Below are 19,594 nucleotides of genomic sequence, written 5' to 3' on the forward strand. Positions count from 1 at the left end.
GCGCGGGCGCTACGGCTTCGGAGCGGGTGGGTAGCGCACTTCGACAATTTCCAGCGTGCGAATTCCCGCAGGCGTCTGCAGGGTCACCTCGTCGCCCTCGCGCGACTTGACGAGCGCGCGCGCCACCGGCGAGACCCAACTGATCTGCTGCTGCGCGTTGTCCGCCTCATCCACGCCCATGATGGTGACGGTGCGTTCCATATCATCAAGGTCATCGACATAGGTCACCGTGGCGCCAAAGAACACCTGATCGCTGCCCTGGTGCTGCGATGCATCGACCACTTCGGCAATTTCAAGGCGCTTGGTGAGGAAACGGATGCGGCGGTCGATCTCGCGCAGCCGTTTCTTGCCGTACAGATAGTCGCCGTTTTCCGAGCGATCACCGTTGCTTGCGGCCCAGTGCACGATGTCCACGATCTGCGGGCGCTCCGTATCGATCAGGTGCATGAGTTCCGCACGCAGCCGCGCGTAGCCGGAGGGCGTGATGTAGTTCTTGCTGCCCGCAGGGATACCGGTGGCTTGCGGCAGGTCGTCCTCGTCGTCATCTCCGTCGGATTCTTTGGTGAAGGCCTTGTTCATGGCGTTATCTTGCCTCAGAACGGCAAGCACGAGCGAGAAGGCCATTGGGGCGGCGCAGAAACGAAAAAGCCTCAGAGCGTTTCCACTCTGAGGCTTGTCGTTTTGGTGCGGCTGGCAGGAATCGAACCCACGACCCTTGGTTCGTAGCCAAGTACTCTATCCAGCTGAGCTACAGCCGCCAAGCTTTGGATTCTAGCATGGAAATTTCGGTGTTTCGGGGAATATTCAAAATCCCGGGAAGTCTGGCGTATTGGTCCGCATGATGTGCGTCTTTTACCTGCGCGTGTAGCCCGCGCAAGCCCCGGCATTTGGCAGGCCCTGGCATTCTCTGTAGAGTCGTTTGTCTCTCTCGGTCTGTGACTCGCTCGAATCGCTTTTCTCGATCTTGATCTTCGTGCGCTGCGTTGCCGATGCCCTGGACTCCTTGGTTTTCCTGGTGGCGTGGCCCGGCGTTGACAGAGTGATGCCGACCAAGGCGATGCAGAGTGCGGCTCCGAAAAGATGCTGGCGCATGAATGACTCCCTTTGTGTGTGGATGGGGTTCGTCATCTTTGAGCCTTGCGGGCGGCGCGTCGATGAGCCATGTCAGTGGCGTGCATATTGCCGCAGCCGGGCGCGCCAGAGCCGTGGCGGACGCGTTTTGCTATAATCGTCGGGTTTTGCATGGTGCAGGACGCACGCTGTTGACCGTTCCAGCCGACAGCGCAAGTAATCAAAGGACTTTGATGCTGCAAGTTTTGTAGCTCATCCGGGTCCCGTTCCAAGGAAAAAATCATGATCGCATCTACCATCAAGGCTGAGGTCGTCAAGGCCAATGCCCGTTCCGCAACCGACACAGGTAGCCCAGAAGTGCAAGTGGCTCTGCTGACCGCTCGCATCAACGAACTGACTCCTCACTTCAAGCAACACGCCAAGGATCACCACGGTCGTCGTGGCCTGCTGCGCATGGTGAGCCGTCGTCGCAAGCTGCTGGATTACCTGAAGTCCAAGGACGCTGAACGTTACACCGCGCTGATCGCCAAGCTGGGTCTGCGCAAGTAATTGCACTGGCATGAAAAAACGCCTGGGTTAGCACGCTAGCTCAGGCGTTTTTTACTTCGGAGCAGCAATAAAGAGCGAAGCTGTGTCATTCCAATGGCCCTGGCCGACAGGCACACAGGGCAGGTTCACTGGAATGGCATCGTGTTCTGAGTTGCCCTCCATCCCATGCGGAGACCGGGTTCTCCGCTTCCAAAATACAAATGGAGTTCATTCAATGACCATGTTCAACAAAGTGACCAAGAGCTTCCAGTGGGGCGACAAGACCGTCGTCATGGAAACCGGTGAAATCGCGCGTCAGGCGTCCGGCGCGGTGCTCGTCAACATCGACGACACCGTGGTTCTGGCCACCGTCGTGGGTTCCAAGAATGCCAAGGCCGGTCAGGACTTTTTCCCGCTGACCGTGGACTACATCGAGAAGACTTATGCCGCTGGCAAGATTCCCGGCAGCTTCTTCAAGCGTGAAGCCAAGCCCAGCGAACTGGAAACCCTGACCAGCCGCCTGATCGACCGCCCGATCCGTCCGCTGTTCCCCGAAGGCTTCTACAACGAGGTGCATGTGGTCATCCACACCATCTCCTTGAACCCGAAGTCGACGCCGACATCGCCGCGATGATCGCCGTTTCCGCCGCGCTGTCGATCTCCGGTATCCCGTTCAGCGGCCCGATTGGCGCCGCACGCGTTGGCTACATCAACGGTGAATACGTGCTGAACCCCGGTCAGACCGCCCGCAAGGATTCGCAGATGGATCTGGTGGTGGCCGGTACCGAAGCCGCTGTGCTGATGGTGGAATCCGAAGCGCAGCAACTGCCTGAAGAAGTGATGCTGGGCGCGGTGGTGTTCGGTCATGAGCAAGGCAAGATCGCGATCAACGCGATCCACGAACTGGTGCGCGAAGCAGGCAAGCCCGTGTGGGACTGGCAAGCTCCCGCCAAGGACGAAGGCTTCATCGCCAAGGTCACGCAACTCGCCGAAGAAAAGCTGCGCGCTGCCTACCAGATCCGTTCCAAGCAGGCCCGCACGCAGGCCCTGCGCGAGGCCACCGCTTCGGTGCTGGCTTCGCTCAAGCAAGAGGGTGTCGAGTTCGACGCGGTGAAGGTCGAAGGCCTGCTGTTCGACATTGAGGCGAAGATCGTTCGCAGCCAGATCCTGGCCGGTGAGCCACGCATCGACGGTCGTGACACGCGCACCGTGCGCCCCATCGAAATCCGCAACTCGGTGCTGCCGCGCACTCACGGCTCGGCGCTGTTCACGCGTGGTGAAACCCAGGCGCTGGTGATTTCCACGCTCGGCACCGAACGCGACGCGCAGCGCATCGACGCGCTGGCCGGCGAGTTCGAAGACCGCTTCATTTTCCACTACAACATGCCTCCCTTTGCCACCGGTGAAGTGGGCCGCATGGGTTCGACCAAGCGCCGCGAAATCGGCCACGGTCGCCTCGCAAAGCGCGCGCTGATCGCCGTGCTGCCGACCAAGGAAGAGTTTCCCTACACGATCCGTGTGGTGTCGGAAATCACCGAGTCCAATGGTTCTTCGTCGATGGCTTCGGTCTGCGGTGGCTGCCTGTCGATGATGGATGCGGGCGTTCCGATGAAGGCGCACGTGGCCGGTATCGCCATGGGCCTGATCAAGGAAGACAACCGTTTCGCCGTGCTGACCGACATTCTGGGTGACGAGGATCACCTGGGCGACATGGATTTCAAGGTTGCTGGCACGACCAACGGCATTACCGCGCTGCAGATGGACATCAAGATCCAGGGCATCACCAAGGAAATCATGCAGGTCGCTCTGGCGCAGGCCAAGGAAGCGCGCATGCACATTCTGGGCAAGATGCAGGAAGCCATGGGCGAGGCCAAGACCGAAGTCTCGAACTTCGCTCCCAAGCTCTACACCATGAAGATCAACCCCGAAAAGATCCGCGACGTGATCGGCAAGGGCGGCGCGACCATCCGTGCGCTGACCGAGGAAACCGGCACGCAGATCAACATCGAGGAAGACGGCACCATCACCATCGCGGCCACAGACGGCGCGAAGGCGGATGAGGCCAAGCGCCGCATCGAGCAGATCACCGCAGAAGTGGAAATCGGCAAGGTCTACGAAGGCCCGATCACCAAGATTCTCGACTTCGGCGCGCTGATCAACCTGCTGCCCGGCAAGGACGGTTTGCTGCACATCTCCCAGATCGCCCACGAGCGTGTCGAGAAGGTGTCCGACTATCTGCAGGAAGGCCAGATCGTCAAGGTCAAGGTTCTCGAAACCGACGAGAAGGGCCGCGTCAAGCTGTCCATGAAGGCTCTGCTGGATCGTCCTGCTGGCGACAGCGGTCGTCCTGCGCCGCAAGAGCGCGGTGATCGTGGCGAGCAACGTGGCGACCGCCGCGAGCGCCGCGATGATCGGGGCGAGCGTCGTGAGAACCGCGACGACCAGCAGCAGCAACAACAGCAATAAGCGATAGCGGCTGGTGCCGCCGGCCTTTCGGGCGGCGGCATGTTTGTTTCAGGAAAAAGTGCGCGGGCGGGTTTCTGTCCGTGCACGCGGGTCCGGATGCCGGACGCCAAAACCTTGGATCGTGAAGGATGACGTCGACAATGCGTGCCGTGGAAATCACGGCCTTTGGCCCGCCTGAGGGGCTGAAAATCTGTGAGCGTCCCATGCCGCAGGCCGGCAAGGGCGAATTGCTCATCCGCGTGCGCGCGAGCGGCATCAACCGCCCCGACGTTTTGCAACGCAAGGGCGCGTATGCGCCGCCAGCGGGCGCATCCGATCTGCCGGGGCTGGAAGTGGCGGGCGTGGTCGAGGCGGGTGATGCCGAGGCCATGCAGGCCGCTGGTCTCCAGATCGGCGACCGTGTCTGCGCACTGGTTGCCGGAGGCGGCTATGCCGAATGGTGCGTTGCGCCAGTCGCGCAGTGTCTGCCGGTGCCCGAGGGTTTCAGCGACGTCGAGGCGGCGTCTCTGCCCGAGACCTTCTTCACGGTATGGAGCAACGTGTTCGACCGAGGCCATCTGGCTGCGGGCGAGACCTTGCTGATCCAGGGCGGCAGCAGCGGCATTGGTGTGACGGCGATCCAGCTCGGCAAGGCCTTTGGTGCCACCGTGATCGTGACTGCCGGAAGCGACGAGAAGTGCCGCAACTGCCTCGAATTGGGTGCGGATTTCGCCATCAACTACAAGACCCAGGATTTCGTGGCCGAGGCGCGTCGCATCACCGGGGACAAGGGCGTGGATGTGGTGCTCGACATGGTGGCGGGCTCGTATGTCGCGCGCGAGGTGGAGTGCCTGGCCGAAGATGGCCGCATCGTCATCATCGCGGTGCAGGGCGGCGTGAAGTCGGAATTCAATGCGGGTCTCGTGCTGCGCAAACGGCTGACCATCACCGGCTCGACCCTGCGTCCGCGTTCCGGGGCTTTCAAGGCTGCGATTGCCAGGGCGTTGCGTGACAAGGTCTGGCCGCTGCTTGCCTCAGGCAAGGTGCGGCCCGTGATCCACAGCACCTTCGCTGCGGAAGATGCAGCCAAGGCGCACGAACTCATGGAATCCAATCAACATACAGGCAAGATCGTTTTGACTTGGGATATATGAACAACAAGAAACTCATCGCCGGTAACTGGAAAATGAATGGTGGCCTGGCTGCCAATGCGGCGCTGCTGAACGCGCTGAACGAGGCCGTCGGTGCCCGCGCGCTCTGCGACATCGCGGTGGCCGTGCCGGCTCCCTATCTCTCGCAGGTGCAGCAGCTTCTTGCCAACTCTCCGATTGCGCTGGCCGCACAGGATGTGTCGGCGCACGAGTCGGGTGCCTACACCGGAGAAATGTCGGCCGCCATGCTCAAGGAATTCGGCACGCGTTACGTGCTCGTGGGTCACTCGGAGCGCCGCCAGTACCATGGCGAGACCGATGCCGTCGTGGGTGCCAAGGCGCAGCGCGCTCTCGCCGCTGGCATCACGCCGATTGTCTGCGTGGGTGAGACGCTGGCCGAGCGCGAAGATGGCAAGACCGAGGCGGTCGTCAAGCGCCAACTGGCCGCTGCCATCCATGCAGTCACGCATTGCGTGAGCGAAATCGTTGTGGCCTACGAGCCCGTCTGGGCCATCGGCACGGGCAAGACGGCCACGCCCGAGCAGGCGCAGCAGGTACACGCGGTGTTGCGCGCCCAGTTGGCGGCGGCTTCGCAAAAGGCGGACGTCATCAAGCTGCTGTACGGTGGCAGCATGAATGCGGCGAACGCGGCGGAGTTGCTCGCGCAGCCAGATATCGATGGAGGTCTGGTCGGCGGCGCTTCGCTGAAGCCGGCCGACTTCCTGCAAATCATTTCCGCAGCCCAGTGATCCGCACTGGTGACTGCAACGATCCGAACAATTTAGGAGTTTGAACATGGGTATGGTTGTCAACATTATTCTTGCGGTGCAGATCCTATCCGCGCTCGGCATGATCGGTCTGATCCTCGTGCAGCATGGCAAGGGCGCCGACATGGGCGCGGCCTTTGGCAGCGGCAGTTCGGGCAGTCTGTTTGGAGCGTCGGGTAGCGCCAACTTCCTGTCGCGCTCGACCGCAGCGCTGGCCACGGTGTTTTTCGTATCGACGCTGGCCCTGGCTTATTTCGGAAACGCGCGCAGCGCGGGCACGGGCAGCGTGCTGGAAGGCCCGGCCGCTTCGATTCCTGCGGCAGTGCCCGCGAGTGCCGCGTCGGCTCCCGCCTCCGCAGTGGTGCCCCGGCGGTGCCAGCCTCTGGTGCTGCTGAAATTCCGAAAAACTAAAAAGACTTCGAAAAATCCTGCTCTCTTTGTTGTTGCAGGGTTTTTCCGGAGTAGAATCGCGCTCTGTCTGGAAAGCCAAAACCCCTCACACGGGTTCCTCATGCCATCCGGACACAGTCAAAAGCCGTCGTGGTGAAATTGGTAGACACGCTATCTTGAGGGGGTAGTGGCGAAAGCTGTGCGAGTTCGAGTCTCGCCGACGGCACCAATACACAAAGACCAACCCAGGCTTGTCCGGCAAGCGGCAAGTCTGGGTTTTGGACTTCTGCGGTGAGCGCCTCCGATGAACCTCGATCAATACCTCCCCGTCCTCTTGTTCATCCTGGTGGGGATCTCCGTAGGCGTCATACCTCTGGCTTTGGGGTATGTTCTGGGCCCCAATCGCCCTGACGCTGCAAAAAACTCCCCCTATGAATGCGGCTTTGAGGCCTTCGATGACGCCCGAATGAAGTTCGACGTGCGTTATTACCTCGTCGCCATTCTCTTCATCCTGTTTGATCTGGAAATCGCCTTTCTTTTCCCGTGGGCGGTGACTCTGCAGGACGTCGGCATGACAGGATTTGTGGCAGTGCTGGTCTTTCTGGCCATTCTGGTCGTGGGTTTTGCCTACGAGTGGAAAAAAGGCGCTCTGGACTGGGAATAACCGGTCGCAACAAGGACAAACACGATGATTGAAGGTGTGATGAGCAAAGGCTTTGTCACCACGAGCTATGACTCCGTGGTGAACTGGGCCAAGACCGGATCGATTTGGCCGATGACATTCGGCCTCGCCTGTTGCGCGGTGGAGATGATGCACGCCGCTGCCGCGCGTTACGACATCGGCCGCTTCGGCGCCGAGGTGTTCCGCGCCAGTCCGCGCCACTCCGATTTGATGATCGTCGCCGGTACCCTGTGCAACAAGATGGCACCCGCCATGCGCAAGGTGTATGACCAGATGTCCGAGCCGCGCTGGGTGATCTCCATGGGTTCGTGCGCGAATGGCGGCGGCTACTACCACTACAGCTATTCCGTGGTGCGTGGCTGCGACCGCATCGTGCCGGTGGATGTTTACGTGCCAGGCTGCCCTCCAACGGCCGAAGCGCTGATCTACGGCATCATCCAGCTGCAGCAGAAAATCCGCCGCACGCACACCATTGCCCGCGTCTGAGAAGGTGCACATGACTGTCAACGCAATTCATCCTGAAATCCTGAAGGACAACCTCGCCTCTGTCATGGGCGACAAGGTGCGTTCCGTGAAGGTGACGCTCGACGAAGTGACGATCGAGGTGTCGGCGGAACACTATGTCGACGTGATGCGGCTTTTGCACGAGGCTGCGGGCTGCAGGTTCGAGGTTCTGCTGGATCTGTGCGGCGTGGACTATTCGGCCTACGCCGGTGTGGGCACCGATGGCCCGCGTTTTGCCGTCGTGTCGCATTTGCTGTCCATCAGCCTGAACCAGCGCGTGCGCGTGCGCGTGTTCTGCGCCGATGATGATTTCCCGGTGCTACCCACGGTCTCCGATATCTGGAGCGGTGCCAACTGGTTCGAGCGCGAAGCCTTCGACCTCTTTGGCATCGTGTTCGACGGGCATGAAGACCTGCGCCGCATTCTCACGGACTACGGCTTCATCGGTCACCCGTTCCGCAAGGATTTCCCGGTTTCCGGTCATGTCGAGATGCGCTACGACGCCGAGGCGGCCCGCGTGGTCTACCAGCCGGTGACGATCGAGCCTCGCGAAATCACGCCGCGCATCATCCGGGAAGACAATTACGGAGGCCTGCACTGAGAGGCGCCCTGGGCGCCTTTTTGACGGAAGAACATGCCTGAAATCAAGAACTATTCCCTGAACTTTGGACCGCAGCATCCGGCGGCGCACGGCGTGCTGCGCCTGGTGCTGGAGCTGGACGGCGAAGTCGTGCAACGTGCCGACCCGCATATCGGCCTGCTGCACCGCGCTACCGAAAAGCTGGCTGAAAGCAAGACCTACATCCAGTCGCTGCCCTACATGGACCGACTGGATTACTGCTCGATGATGTGCAACGAGCACGCCTACTGCCTGGCCATCGAGAAGCTGCTCGGCATCGACGTGCCGATTCGCGCGCAATACATCCGCGTGATGTACTCCGAAATCACGCGCATCATGAATCACTTGATGTGGCTGGGCTCGTCGGGCAATGATGCGGGCAGTTCCACGATCCTGATCTACACGTTCCGCGAACGTGAGGATCTGATGGACATGTACGAAGCGGTGTCGGGTGCGCGCATGCACGCGGCCTATTTCCGTCCGGGCGGTGTCTACCGCGACCTGCCGGAATCCATGCCGCAGTACAAGGCCAGCAAGATTCGCAACGCGCGTGCCATCGAGGAAATCAACAAGAACCGTCAGGGCACGCTGCTCGATTTCATCGACGATTTCACGGCCCGCTTCCCGAAGAATTGCGACGAGTACGAAACCCTGCTCACCGACAACCGCATCTGGAAGCAGCGCAATGTGGACATCGGCGTGGTCAGCGCCGAGCGCGCCATGAACCTCGGCCTGACCGGTCCGATGCTGCGTGCATCCGGCGTGCCATGGGACATGCGCAAGTCGCAGCCCTATGAAGTCTATGACCGCATGGATTTCGACGTGCCGGTGGGCACCAAGGGCGACTGCTATGACCGCTACCTGGTGCGCGTGCAGGAGATGCGTGAATCCAACCGCATCATCAAGCAGTGCGTCGACTGGCTCAAGGCCAATCCCGGCCCGGTCATCACCGACAACCACAAGATTGCGCCGCCCGATCGCGAAGGCATGAAGAGCAACATGGAGGACCTGATCCACCATTTCAAGCTGTTCACCGAAGGCTTTCACGTGCCCGAGGGCGAGGCCTATGCGTCTGTCGAGCACCCCAAGGGCGAGTTCGGCATTTATTTGGTGAGCGACGGGGCCAACAAGCCTTATCGCCTGAAGATCCGTCCACCAGGATTCGCGCATCTGTCCGCCATGGACGAGATGTGCCGCGGCCACATGCTGGCCGACGCTGTGATGGTGCTGAGCACCCTGGACATCGTGTTTGGAGACGTTGACCGATGATTACCGAAGCGACCAAAGAACGCTTTGCGCGTGAGGTGGCCAAGTACCCGGCCGACCAGAAGCAGTCCGCCGTCATGGCGTGCCTGTCCATCGTGCAACAGGAGCAGGGCTGGGTGAGCGCCGAGAGCGAAGCCGTGATTGCCGAAGTCCTCGGCATGCCCGAGATCGCGGTGCACGAAGTCACCACCTTCTACAACATGTACAACCAGCAGCCCGTTGGCAAGTACAAGCTGAACGTCTGCACCAACCTGCCTTGCCAGTTGCGCGACGGCTACAAGGCGCTGCATCACCTTGAGCACCGTCTGGGCATCAAGATGGGCGAGACCACGGCGGACGGCATGTTCACACTGCAGCAGTCCGAATGTCTTGGCGCCTGCGCCGACTCGCCCGTGATGCTGGTGAACGACCGCTGCATGTGCAGCTTCATGAGCAACGAAAAGCTTGACGAGCTGATTGACGGCCTGAAGGCTGCGGAGGGCAGGGCATGAATACCAGTGCGGCAGCCAATGCAGTCCTGAACAAGTTCGCCGCCAGCGGGGTCGAGACCTGTTTTCATGATCGCCACATCAATCCGCAGATCTATGCGGACCTGAACGGCAGCAACTGGTCCATCAAGGACTACGAGGCGCGCGGCGGCTATGTCGCGCTGCGCAAGCTGCTCGGCAAGGACGGCGGCGAAGGTCTCACGCAGGATCAGGTCATCGCCACGATGAAGGAAAGCGGTCTGCGTGGGCGTGGCGGCGCAGGTTTTCCGACTGGCCTCAAGTGGAGCTTCATGCCGCGCCAGTTCCCGGGTCAGAAGCATCTCGTCTGCAATTCGGACGAGGGTGAGCCGGGCACCTGCAAGGACCGCGACATCCTGATGTTCAACCCCCACATCGTCATCGAAGGCATGATCATTGCCGCTTACGCGATGGGCATCTCGGTGGGTTACAACTACATCCACGGCGAAATCTTCCAGGTCTACGAACGCTTCGAGGCGGCCCTGGAAGAGGCGCGTGCCGCCGGATATCTCGGCGACAACATCCTGGGCAGCAGCTACAGCTTCCAGTTGCATGCGCACCATGGTTTCGGCGCGTATATCTGCGGCGAGGAAACCGCGCTGCTCGAATCGCTCGAAGGCAAGAAGGGCCAGCCGCGCTTCAAGCCGCCGTTTCCGGCCAGCTTCGGTCTGTACGGCAAGCCGACGACCATCAACAACACCGAAACATTCGCGGCCGTGCCGTGGATCATCCGCAATGGCGGTCAGGCCTACCTCGAATGCGGCAAGCCCAACAACGGCGGCACCAAGATTTTCTCGGTGAGCGGCGACGTGAACCTGCCCGGCAACTACGAAGTTCCGATGGGCACGCCGTTCGGCAAACTGCTCGAGCTCGCTGGCGGTGTTCGCACCGGTCGCACGCTCAAGGCCGTGATCCCCGGGGGATCATCGTCACCCGTGCTGCCTGCCAACATCATGATGGACTGCACGATGGACTATGACTCCATCTCCAAGGCCGGCTCGATGCTGGGCTCGGGCGCGGTGATCGTGATGGACGACTCGCGCGACATGGTCGAGAGCCTGCTGCGCCTGTCGTACTTCTATCAGCACGAGTCCTGCGGCCAGTGCACGCCATGCCGTGAAGGCACGGGCTGGCTGTGGCGCGTGGTGAACCGCATTCAGCACGGCGAGGGCCGTCCGGAAGATATCGAGTTGCTGGATTCGGTGTCGGTGAACATCATGGGGCGCACGATCTGCGCGCTGGGCGATGCGGCTGCGATGCCGGTTCGCGCCATGATCAAACATTTCCGTCATGAGTTTGAAGCGAAGATCCAGAACGCTTCCAAGCAGGCTGCATAGCCGCCGGATCGCGAGAAAAGCATATGGTTGAAATTGAACTGGACGGTAAGAAGGTCGAGGTCACGGAAGGCAGCATGATCATGCATGCCGCCGAGAAGGCCGGTACCTATATCCCGCACTTCTGCTACCACAAGAAGCTGTCGATTGCGGCCAACTGCCGCATGTGTCTCGTGGATGTCGAAAAGGCCCGAAAGCCATGCCCGCTTGCGCCACGCCGGTGACGCAGGGCATGATCGTTCGCACCAAGAGCGACAAGGCGATCACGGCTCAGCAGTCCGTGATGGAATTCCTGCTGATCAATCACCCGCTCGACTGCCCGATCTGCGATCAGGGCGGTGAATGCCAGTTGCAGGATCTGGCCGTCGGTTACGGCGGCAGCACATCGCGCTACGAAGAAGAAAAGCGCGTGGTGCCGGTCAAGGACGTCGGTCCGCTGATTTCCATGCAGGAAATGACGCGCTGCATCCACTGCACCCGTTGCGTGCGCTTCGGCCAGGAGGTGGCCGGTGTCATGGAACTCGGCATGATCAACCGTGGCGAGCATTCCGAAATCACCACGGTGCTGGGCGACACGGTGGATTCCGAACTCTCTGGCAACATGATCGACATCTGCCCGGTCGGCGCGCTCACGAGCAAGCCGTTCCGCTACAGTGCCCGCACGTGGGAACTGTCGCGCCGCAAGTCGGTGTCTCCGCACGATTCCAACGGTGCCAACCTGATCGTCCAGGTCAAGAACCACAAGGTCATGCGCGTCGTTCCCTTCGAGAACGAAGACGTCAACGAGTGCTGGATTGCCGACCGCGACCGTTTCTCGTATGAAGCGCTGAACAGCGAAGACCGACTCACGAAGCCCATGCTCAAGCAGGGCGGTCAGTGGAAGGAAGTCGATTGGCAGACCGCGCTCGAGTACGTGGCCAACGGCCTGCGTGGCATCAAGAGCGATCACGGTGCAAACAGCATCGGCGCTCTGGTAAGCCCGCACAGCACGCTGGAGGAGCTGTATCTCGCCGGTGCGCTCATGCGCGGTCTGGGCAGCGACAACATCGACCATCGCCTGCGCAATGCCGAATTCGCGAAGAGCGAAGGCGTGCACTGGCTCGGTACCTCGATTGCTTCGTTGTCTGCTCTGCAATCGGTACTCGTGGTGGGTTCGAACCTGCGCAAGGATCATCCGCTGTTTGCGCAGCGCATCCGCCAGGCCACGCGCAAGGGCTGCGCCGTGAATGCGATCAACGCCACGGTGTATGACTGGGCCATGCCCGTGTCGCAGGCCATCGTGGCACCGGCCGCGCTCTGGAGCGACGCGCTCGCGCAGATCGTCGCCGCCATCGCCGCAGAAAAATCCATGCCGACACCGATTGCCGTCGAAGGTGTGAGCGAAGGCGCGCGTGCCGTGGCTGCGTCGCTGCTGTCCGGCGAGCGCAAGGCAATCCTGCTCGGCAACGCCGCCGCGCACCACACCAACGCCTCCAACCTGCTGGCACTGGCGCAATGGATTGGCGCGAACACCGGTGCATCCGTCGGTTACCTGACCGAAGCCGCCAACACCGTGGGCGCGCAGTGGGTTCAGGCCGAACCGCAGCAAGATGGCCTGAACGCCGGCCAGATGCTGCGAGGTGCGCTCAAGGCCGTGCTGCTGCTGAACACCGAACCCGAGTTCGATTCGGCGCTGGGCGCAGAGGCAAAAGCCGCCTTGAACAATGCGCAGATGGTCGTGACCATGAGCCCGTTCAAGGCCAACATGGAGTTCTCCGACGTCCTGCTGCCCATCGCGCCATTCAGCGAAACCGCTGGTTCGTTCGTGAACGCCGAGGGCCGCCTGCAGAGCTTCCACGCCGTGGTCAAGCCCGCTGGTGATGCACGTCCCGCATGGAAGGTGCTGCGCGTGCTGGGCAATCTCATGGATCTGCAGGACATGAACTACGAGACCTCGCAGGACGTGCTTGCACGCATCACGGGCAGGCAGCCTGGCGAGACCACCCAGGTGCCCGCCGAGGCGCTCAGCAACGCCACCTCTGCGTCGCTGCAGGCTTCGGGTGTTGCTGGCGAGCCGAGCGTTGCGAGCATCTACCAACTGGACAGCCTGGTGCGCCGCGCGCCATCGCTGCAACTGACGGCTGACGGTCGTGCAGCGCTGAAGGGAGCAGCCCAATGATCGACGCAATCTACAACGGCGGTCTGAATGCCATCAATGCGGGCTGGTGGACGGCCGTGGTCTGGCCGGTGCTCTGGATTCTCATCAAGATCGTCTGCATCGTGGCCCCCTTGATGGGCGCCGTTGCCTACCTGACGCTCTGGGAGCGCAAGCTGCTCGGTTTCATGCAGATCCGTTTCGGCCCCAACCGCGTGGGCCCCATGGGCCTGCTGCAACCATTGGCCGACGGCTTGAAACTGCTGACCAAGGAACTGATTCAGCCGACCGCTGCGGCCAAGGGTCTGTTCTATCTTGGCCCGATCATGGCGATCATGCCCGCGCTCGCGGCCTGGGTCGCGATTCCGTTCGGGCCCGACGTGGCACTCGCCAACGTGAATGCCGGTCTACTGCTGATCATGGCGATCACGTCGATCGAGGTCTACGGCGTGATCATCGCGGGCTGGTCGTCCAATTCCAAGTACGCCTTCCTCGGTGCGTTGCGCGCATCGGCGCAGATGGTGTCCTATGAAATCGCCATGGGTTTCTGCTTCCTGGTGGTGATCATGGTGTCCGGTTCGATGAACCTGACCGAGATCGTCCTGGGTCAATCGCAGGGCCGCTTCGCGAGCATGGGCGCGAGCGTCCTGTCGTGGAACTGGCTGCCGCTGCTGCCGATCTTCATCGTCTACCTGATCTCGTCGGTCGCCGAAACCAACCGTCACCCGTTCGACGTGGTGGAAGGCGAGGCGGAAATCGTCGCCGGTCACATGGTCGAGTATTCGGGCATGGGCTTCGCGGTGTTCTTCCTGGCCGAATACGCGAGCATGTGGCTCGTGTCCATCCTTGCCGTGATCATGTTCCTCGGCGGCTGGTTGCCACCGTTCGATTTCCTGGGCTTCATCCCCGGCTGGATCTGGCTGGCGGTCAAGACCTTCCTCGTGGTGTCCATGTTCATCTGGATCCGCGCTACCTTCCCGCGCTTTCGCTATGACCAGATCATGCGTCTGGGCTGGAAGATCTTCATCCCGGTGACACTCATCTGGCTGCTCGTGATTGCAGGCTGGTTGCTGTCGCCCTGGAATATCTGGAAATAAGCGGGGATAGACATGACTACCGTTACTGCTCCTGCGTCTAATTTCTCCATCAAGGATTTCTTCAAGAGCTTCATGCTCGTGGAGCTGGTCAAGGGCATGGCGCTGACTGGCCGCTACACCTTCCGTCGCAAGATCACGGTGCAGTTTCCTGAGGAAAAGACGCCTCTGTCGCCGCGCTTTCGTGGCCTGCACGCGCTACGCCGTTATGAAAATGGCGAAGAGCGCTGCATTGCCTGCAAGCTGTGCGAAGCCGTTTGTCCGGCCATGGCCATCACCATCGAATCCGACGTGCGCGCCGATGGTTCGCGTCGCACCACGCGCTATGACATCGACCTGACCAAGTGCATCTTCTGCGGCTTCTGCGAGGAAAGCTGCCCGGTGGACTCCATCGTCGAGACCCATATCTTCGAGTACCACGGAGAAAAACGCGGCGACCTGTATTACACCAAGGACATGCTCCTGGCCGTGGGTGATCGTTATGAACCCGAGATTGCAGCTGCCAAGGGCGCAGATGCCAAGTACCGCTGAAGCGGCTCCTTGATCACAAAAGAAGATTCGATTCATGGACGCCAAAACCGTTTTTTTCTACCTGTTCTCGGCAGTGCTGCTGTTCGCAGCCTTCCGCGTCATCACTGCGCGCAATCCGGTTCATGCAGTGCTCAATCTGATTCTGGCCTTCTCGCAGGCGGCTGCCATCTGGCTGCTGCTCAAGGCTGAATTCCTCGGCATCGCGCTGGTGCTGGTGTATCTGGGCGCCGTGATGGTGCTGTTCCTGTTCGTCGTGATGATGCTGGACATCAACATCGATACCGTGCGCAAGGGCTTCTGGCGGCACTTTCCGCTGGCCGCGTTCATTGGTGCGCTGATTGCGTTTGAAATGGGTGCCGTGCTGATGACCGGCTTTCGCGGCATGGAGGAGCCCAAGGCCGCAGCCGTGGTGGTCGATGCCGCAGGCAAGGTGATCCCTTATTCGAACACCAAGGAACTGGGCAAGCTGCTCTACACCGAGTATCTGTACCCCGTCGAGATTGCCGCCGTGATCCTGCTCGTGGCGATGATTGCCGCGATTGCCCTGACGCTGCGTCAGCGCAAGGACAGCAAGGCGGTCAGCCCATCGCAGCAGATTCGCGTGCGCGCGTCTGATCGCCTGAAGGTCGTGAAGATGGATGCGGTGCAAAAACCCGTCGCTCCCGCAGCGCCGCAGGCCGAGCCGACTCCCGAGGAGAAGAAATAATGACTTTGACATTGGGTCACTTCCTGGCACTCGGCGCGATGCTGTTCGCCATGTCGGTGGTGGGCATCTTCCTCAATCGCAAGAACCTCATCGTTCTGCTGATGGCCATCGAGCTGATGCTCCTGGCCGTCAATATGAATTTCGTCGCGTTCTCCCATTACCTTGGCGACATGCATGGCCAGGTATTCGTGTTCTTCATCCTGACTGTGGCCGCCGCGGAGTCGGCCATCGGTCTGGCGATTCTGGTGCTGCTGTTCCGCAACAACCGCAACATCAACGCCGAAGATCTCGACACCCTCAAGGGTTGAACGGACTAACCAAGGTTCAGAAGAATGAGTCAAACCCTTAATGCATCCATGCTGCTGGCCGTGCCTCTGGCACCGCTGGTCGGCTCAGCCTTGGCGGGTATCTGGGGTACCGCCTTTGGTGGCAACAAGATCGGCCGCACCGTCAGCAGCTCGTTGACGATTCTCGGCGTTCTGCTCTCCTTCCTGCTGTCCGCCTTCGTGTTCAAGCAGGTCGTGTTCAACGCTGCCACGTTCAACGAGACGATCTACACCTGGATGGTGGTCGGCGGCCTGAAGATGGAGGTCGGCTTCATGATCGACAGCCTCACGGCCATGATGATGTGCGTGGTGACCTTCGTGTCGCTGATGGTGCACATCTACACGCTGGGCTATATGGCGGACGACGACGGCTACGACCGTTTCTTCTCCTACATCTCGCTGTTCACCTTCTCCATGCTGATGCTGGTGATGGCCAACAACCTGCTGCAACTGTTCTTCGGCTGGGAAGCCGTGGGTCTGGTGTCCTATCTGCTGATCGGTTTCTACTACAAGAAGCCCACGGCGATCTTTGCCAACATGAAGGCGTTCTTGGTCAACCGCGTGGGTGACTTCGGCTTCATTCTCGGCATCGGCCTGATCGCTGCCTACACCGGCACGCTGAACTACACCGAAATCTTCGCGAAGCTGCCCGAAATCCAGACCACGCAATTGCCCGGCACCACCTGGCTGCTGGTCACCGTGATCGCCATCTGCCTGTTCATCGGCGCGATGGGCAAGTCGGCGCAGTTCCCGCTGCACGCCTGGCTGCCCGACTCCATGGAAGGCCCGACACCGATCTCCGCGCTGATTCACGCCGCGACCATGGTGACCGCAGGTATCTTCATGGTCTCGCGCATGTCGCCGCTGTACGAACTCTCGGACGCCGCGCTGAACTTCATCCTCGTGATCGGTTCGATCACCGCGCTGTTCATGGGTATCCTGGGCATCATCCAGAACGACATCAAGCGCGTGATCGCGTACTCGACGCTCTCGCAGCTCGGCTACATGACCATCGCCCTGGGCGTGTCGGCGTACTCGGTTTCGGTATTCCACCTGATGACGCACGCGTTCTTCAAGGCGCTGCTGTTCCTTGGCGCCGGTTCGGTGATCATGGGCATGCACCACAATCAGGACATCCGCTGGATGGGCAATGTGCGCAAGTACATGCCACTGACGCACTGGACCTTCGTGATCGGCAGCCTTGCGCTGATCGGCACGCCGTTCTTCTCGGGCTTCTATTCCAAGGACGCGATCATCGAGGCCGTGCACGCTTCCAACCTGCCGGCTGCCGGTTTCGCCAGCTTTGCGGTGCTCGCCGGAGTGTTCATCACGGCGTTCTATTCGTTCCGTCTGTACTTCATCGTCTTCTGGGCAAGGAGCGCTACGACCAGAATCCCGACGCACACCACGACGCGCACCACGCGCATGATGACCACCACGGCCATGGACATGACGACAAGCCGCACGAGTCGCCATGGGTCGTGACGCTGCCTCTCGTGCTGCTCGCGATTCCTTCCGTGGTGATCGGCGCGATTGCGTTGGCGCCGATGGTGCTGGGCGACTTCTTCAAGGGCGTGATTAGCGTCGACGGTACGAAGCACCATGCCATGGCCGAACTCGGCGAGGAGATCCATGATTGGGTCTCAATGGCGCTGCACGGCTTCACCGCCGCGCCATTCTGGCTTGCACTGGCCGGTGTGGTGGTGGCTGGCATCTTCTATCTGGCCAAGCCCGAAATTCCGGCTGCCATCATGTCGTTCTCCAAGAAGATCGGCCTGTATCAACTGCTCGAAAACAAGTACGGCGTTGACTGGGTGTATGAAAACGTCTTCGCGCGTGGCGCGCGCGCTTTCGGCACGGTGTTCTGGAAGGTCGGCGATCAGGCGATCATCGACGGGGCGCTCGTCAACGGTTCATGGAAGCTCATGGCTCGATTCGGCCAGTGGGTCCGCACACTGCAGACCGGCTATCTCTATCACTACGCGTTGGTCATGATCCTGGGTGTGTTTGCGCTCATGACGTACTTCGTGTGGCTCAACAAGTAGTAGGGGAAAAATAAAAATGGGATTGTTGAGTCTTGCAATCTGGGCACCGATCGCCTTCGGCGTTCTGCTGCTTTTCTTTGGGCGTGACAACCAGGCACCGATGGTGCGCTGGATCGCGCTGATCGGGGCGCTCATCGGGCTGGCGGTCACGTTGCCCATGTTCGGCGGTTTCGACAACGCGACGGCTGCCGCGCAGTTCGTTGAGAAGGCGATGTGGATTGAGCGCTTCAACGTGCACTACCACCTCGGCGTGGACGGCATCAGTTTCTGGTTCGTGCCGCTGACCGCCTTCATCACCGTGATCGTGGTGATCGCCTCGTGGGAAAACATCACCGAGCGCGTGAATCAATACTTCGCCGCGTTCCTGATCCTCTCGGGCATCATGATCGGCGTGTTCTCGTCACTCGACGGCATCCTGTTCTATGTGTTCTTCGAAGCGACTCTGATTCCGATGTACCTGATCATCGGCATCTGGGGCGGCCCGAACCGTATCTACGCGGCGTTCAAGTTCTTCCTGTACACGCTGGCCGGTTCGCTGCTCATGCTGATCGCGCTGATCTACCTGTACAACGCGTCGGGTGGCAGCTTCGACATCGCCACCTGGCACGCGTTGCCACTCTCGGCGACCGCGCAGACACTGTTGTTCTTCGCATTCTTTGCCGCCTTCGCGGTGAAGGTTCCGATGTTCCCGGTCCACACCTGGTTGCCGGACGTCCACGTGGAAGCGCCTACCGGTGGTTCCGCCGTGCTGGCCGCGATCATGCTGAAGCTCGGTGCCTATGGTTTCCTGCGTTTCTCGCTGCCGATTGCTCCGGACGCCGCGCGTGAATATGCGTGGCTCATGATCACGCTGTCGCTGATCGCCGTGATCTACGTGGGCGTGGTGGCGCTGGTTCAGCGCGACATGAAGAAGCTTGTGGCTTACTCGTCGGTCGCCCACATGGGTTTCGTGACGCTCGGTTTCTTCATCTTCAACGACCTCGGCATCTCCGGTGGCATCGTGCAGATGATCGCTCACGGCTTCGTGTCGGGTGCGATGTTCCTGTGCATCGGCGTGCTCTACGACCGTGTTCACTCGCGGGAAATTTCGGCCTATGGCGGTGTGGTCAACACCATGCCCAAGTTTGCCGCGTTTGCCCTGTTGTTCGCGATGGCCAATTGTGGTCTGCCCGCGACCGCCGGTTTCGTGGGCGAGTGGATGGTGATCCTCGGAGCGGTGAAATTCAACTTCTGGATCGGTCTCGGCTCTGCCACGGCGCTGATCTTCGGCGCGGCCTACACCCTTTGGATGTACAAGCGCGTGTATCTGGGCCCGGTTGCCAACGACCATGTCGCAAAACTCAAGGACATCGGTTCGCGCGAGTTCCTCGTGCTGGCGATTCTGGCCATTGCCGTGCTCTACATGGGTCTGTATCCGAAGCCATTCACCGACGTGATGGACGTTTCTGTTGCCGAGCTGATCAAGCACGTCGCGCAGTCGAAATTGAACTGACCA

Annotated in this window: 18 protein-coding genes, 2 tRNA genes and 3 pseudogenes; 20 read left to right on the plus strand and 3 right to left on the minus strand. The window is 60.6% G+C overall.

The window, feature by feature from the left end:
• Window positions 1–9: 9 nt before the first annotated feature.
• From greB to H9K75_RS18555, 3 genes are all read right to left on the minus strand, one after another.
• A complete protein-coding gene (gene greB, locus H9K75_RS18545) occupies window positions 10–579 on the minus strand; it encodes a transcription elongation factor GreB (RefSeq protein ID WP_187723731.1) in 570 nt (189 codons plus the stop codon).
• A 103-nt stretch (window positions 580–682) separates the two neighbouring features.
• Window positions 683–758: transfer RNA gene (locus tag H9K75_RS18550), tRNA-Arg, on the minus strand.
• A gap of 94 nt (window positions 759–852) precedes the next feature.
• Entirely contained in the window at window positions 853–1,092 is a 240-nt protein-coding gene (locus H9K75_RS18555; protein WP_187723732.1) for a hypothetical protein, read from the minus strand.
• Window positions 1,093–1,353: 261 nt separating this feature from the next.
• On the opposite strand from H9K75_RS18555, the gene rpsO reads away from it, so the two are divergent.
• The 20 genes and pseudogenes from rpsO (at window position 1,354) to H9K75_RS18650 (ending at window position 19,591) form a co-directional block, all read left to right on the plus strand.
• The gene (gene rpsO / locus H9K75_RS18560) at window positions 1,354–1,620 is read left to right on the plus strand and encodes a 30S ribosomal protein S15 (RefSeq protein ID WP_187723733.1); all 267 of its coding nucleotides are present in this window, start codon (window positions 1,354–1,356) and stop codon (window positions 1,618–1,620) included.
• A gap of 214 nt (window positions 1,621–1,834) precedes the next feature.
• A pseudogene (gene pnp, locus H9K75_RS18565) lies at window positions 1,835–4,065 on the plus strand (polyribonucleotide nucleotidyltransferase).
• Between the two features lie 128 nt (window positions 4,066–4,193).
• Window positions 4,194–5,198, plus strand: coding sequence for an NAD(P)H-quinone oxidoreductase (locus H9K75_RS18570; protein ID WP_187723734.1), 1,005 nt, complete (start codon window positions 4,194–4,196; stop codon window positions 5,196–5,198).
• On the plus strand, window positions 5,195–5,944 hold the full coding sequence (gene tpiA / locus H9K75_RS18575) for a triose-phosphate isomerase (RefSeq protein WP_187723735.1): 750 nt from the start codon (window positions 5,195–5,197) through the stop codon (window positions 5,942–5,944). Before H9K75_RS18570 ends, tpiA begins: the two co-directional genes overlap by 4 nt.
• Before the next feature lie 46 nt (window positions 5,945–5,990).
• A pseudogene (secG, locus tag H9K75_RS18580) lies at window positions 5,991–6,373 on the plus strand (preprotein translocase subunit SecG).
• Window positions 6,374–6,496: 123 nt separating this feature from the next.
• A tRNA-Leu gene (locus H9K75_RS18585) sits at window positions 6,497–6,581 on the plus strand.
• 75 nt (window positions 6,582–6,656) lie between these two features.
• A complete protein-coding gene (locus H9K75_RS18590; protein WP_187723736.1) occupies window positions 6,657–7,016 on the plus strand; it encodes an NADH-quinone oxidoreductase subunit A in 360 nt (119 codons plus the stop codon).
• Between the two features lie 24 nt (window positions 7,017–7,040).
• A complete protein-coding gene (locus H9K75_RS18595) occupies window positions 7,041–7,520 on the plus strand; it encodes a NuoB/complex I 20 kDa subunit family protein (RefSeq protein ID WP_166067101.1) in 480 nt (159 codons plus the stop codon).
• A 10-nt stretch (window positions 7,521–7,530) separates the two neighbouring features.
• Window positions 7,531–8,139 (plus strand): NADH-quinone oxidoreductase subunit C, encoded by a 609-nt coding sequence (locus H9K75_RS18600; protein WP_187723737.1) that lies wholly within the window; start codon window positions 7,531–7,533, stop codon window positions 8,137–8,139.
• Between the two features lie 33 nt (window positions 8,140–8,172).
• Entirely contained in the window at window positions 8,173–9,426 is a 1,254-nt protein-coding gene (locus H9K75_RS18605; RefSeq protein ID WP_187723738.1) for an NADH-quinone oxidoreductase subunit D, read from the plus strand.
• Window positions 9,423–9,914 (plus strand): NADH-quinone oxidoreductase subunit NuoE, encoded by a 492-nt coding sequence (gene nuoE, locus H9K75_RS18610; RefSeq protein ID WP_187723739.1) that lies wholly within the window; start codon window positions 9,423–9,425, stop codon window positions 9,912–9,914. Before H9K75_RS18605 ends, nuoE begins: the two co-directional genes overlap by 4 nt.
• Window positions 9,911–11,266, plus strand: coding sequence for an NADH-quinone oxidoreductase subunit NuoF (nuoF, locus tag H9K75_RS18615; protein ID WP_187723740.1), 1,356 nt, complete (start codon window positions 9,911–9,913; stop codon window positions 11,264–11,266). Before nuoE ends, nuoF begins: the two co-directional genes overlap by 4 nt.
• A gap of 23 nt (window positions 11,267–11,289) precedes the next feature.
• Window positions 11,290–13,421: pseudogene (nuoG, locus tag H9K75_RS18620) on the plus strand (NADH-quinone oxidoreductase subunit NuoG).
• Window positions 13,418–14,494: an NADH-quinone oxidoreductase subunit NuoH gene (nuoH, locus tag H9K75_RS18625; RefSeq protein WP_187723741.1), complete on the plus strand. Its 1,077-nt coding sequence runs from the start codon at window positions 13,418–13,420 to the stop codon at window positions 14,492–14,494. Before nuoG ends, nuoH begins: the two are co-directional and overlap by 4 nt.
• Before the next feature lie 12 nt (window positions 14,495–14,506).
• On the plus strand, window positions 14,507–15,022 hold the full coding sequence (gene nuoI, locus H9K75_RS18630) for an NADH-quinone oxidoreductase subunit NuoI (protein WP_187723742.1): 516 nt from the start codon (window positions 14,507–14,509) through the stop codon (window positions 15,020–15,022).
• Between the two features lie 34 nt (window positions 15,023–15,056).
• Window positions 15,057–15,728, plus strand: coding sequence for an NADH-quinone oxidoreductase subunit J (locus H9K75_RS18635; RefSeq protein WP_187723743.1), 672 nt, complete (start codon window positions 15,057–15,059; stop codon window positions 15,726–15,728).
• Window positions 15,728–16,036, plus strand: coding sequence for an NADH-quinone oxidoreductase subunit NuoK (gene nuoK, locus H9K75_RS18640; protein WP_187598586.1), 309 nt, complete (start codon window positions 15,728–15,730; stop codon window positions 16,034–16,036). Before H9K75_RS18635 ends, nuoK begins: the two co-directional genes overlap by 1 nt.
• A gap of 24 nt (window positions 16,037–16,060) precedes the next feature.
• Window positions 16,061–17,539, plus strand: coding sequence for an NADH-quinone oxidoreductase subunit L (gene nuoL, locus H9K75_RS18645; RefSeq protein ID WP_226858307.1), 1,479 nt, complete (start codon window positions 16,061–16,063; stop codon window positions 17,537–17,539).
• A complete protein-coding gene (locus H9K75_RS24150; protein WP_226858308.1) occupies window positions 17,536–18,099 on the plus strand; it encodes a proton-conducting transporter membrane subunit in 564 nt (187 codons plus the stop codon). Before nuoL ends, H9K75_RS24150 begins: the two co-directional genes overlap by 4 nt.
• 16 nt (window positions 18,100–18,115) lie before the next feature.
• A complete protein-coding gene (locus H9K75_RS18650) occupies window positions 18,116–19,591 on the plus strand; it encodes an NADH-quinone oxidoreductase subunit M (protein WP_187723744.1) in 1,476 nt (491 codons plus the stop codon).
• The last annotated feature ends 3 nt before the right edge of the window (window positions 19,592–19,594 follow it).

Source organism: Diaphorobacter aerolatus, assembly GCF_014489535.1.
In the GTDB taxonomy this organism is placed as follows: Bacteria; Pseudomonadota; Gammaproteobacteria; order Burkholderiales; family Burkholderiaceae_C; genus Diaphorobacter_A; species Diaphorobacter_A aerolatus.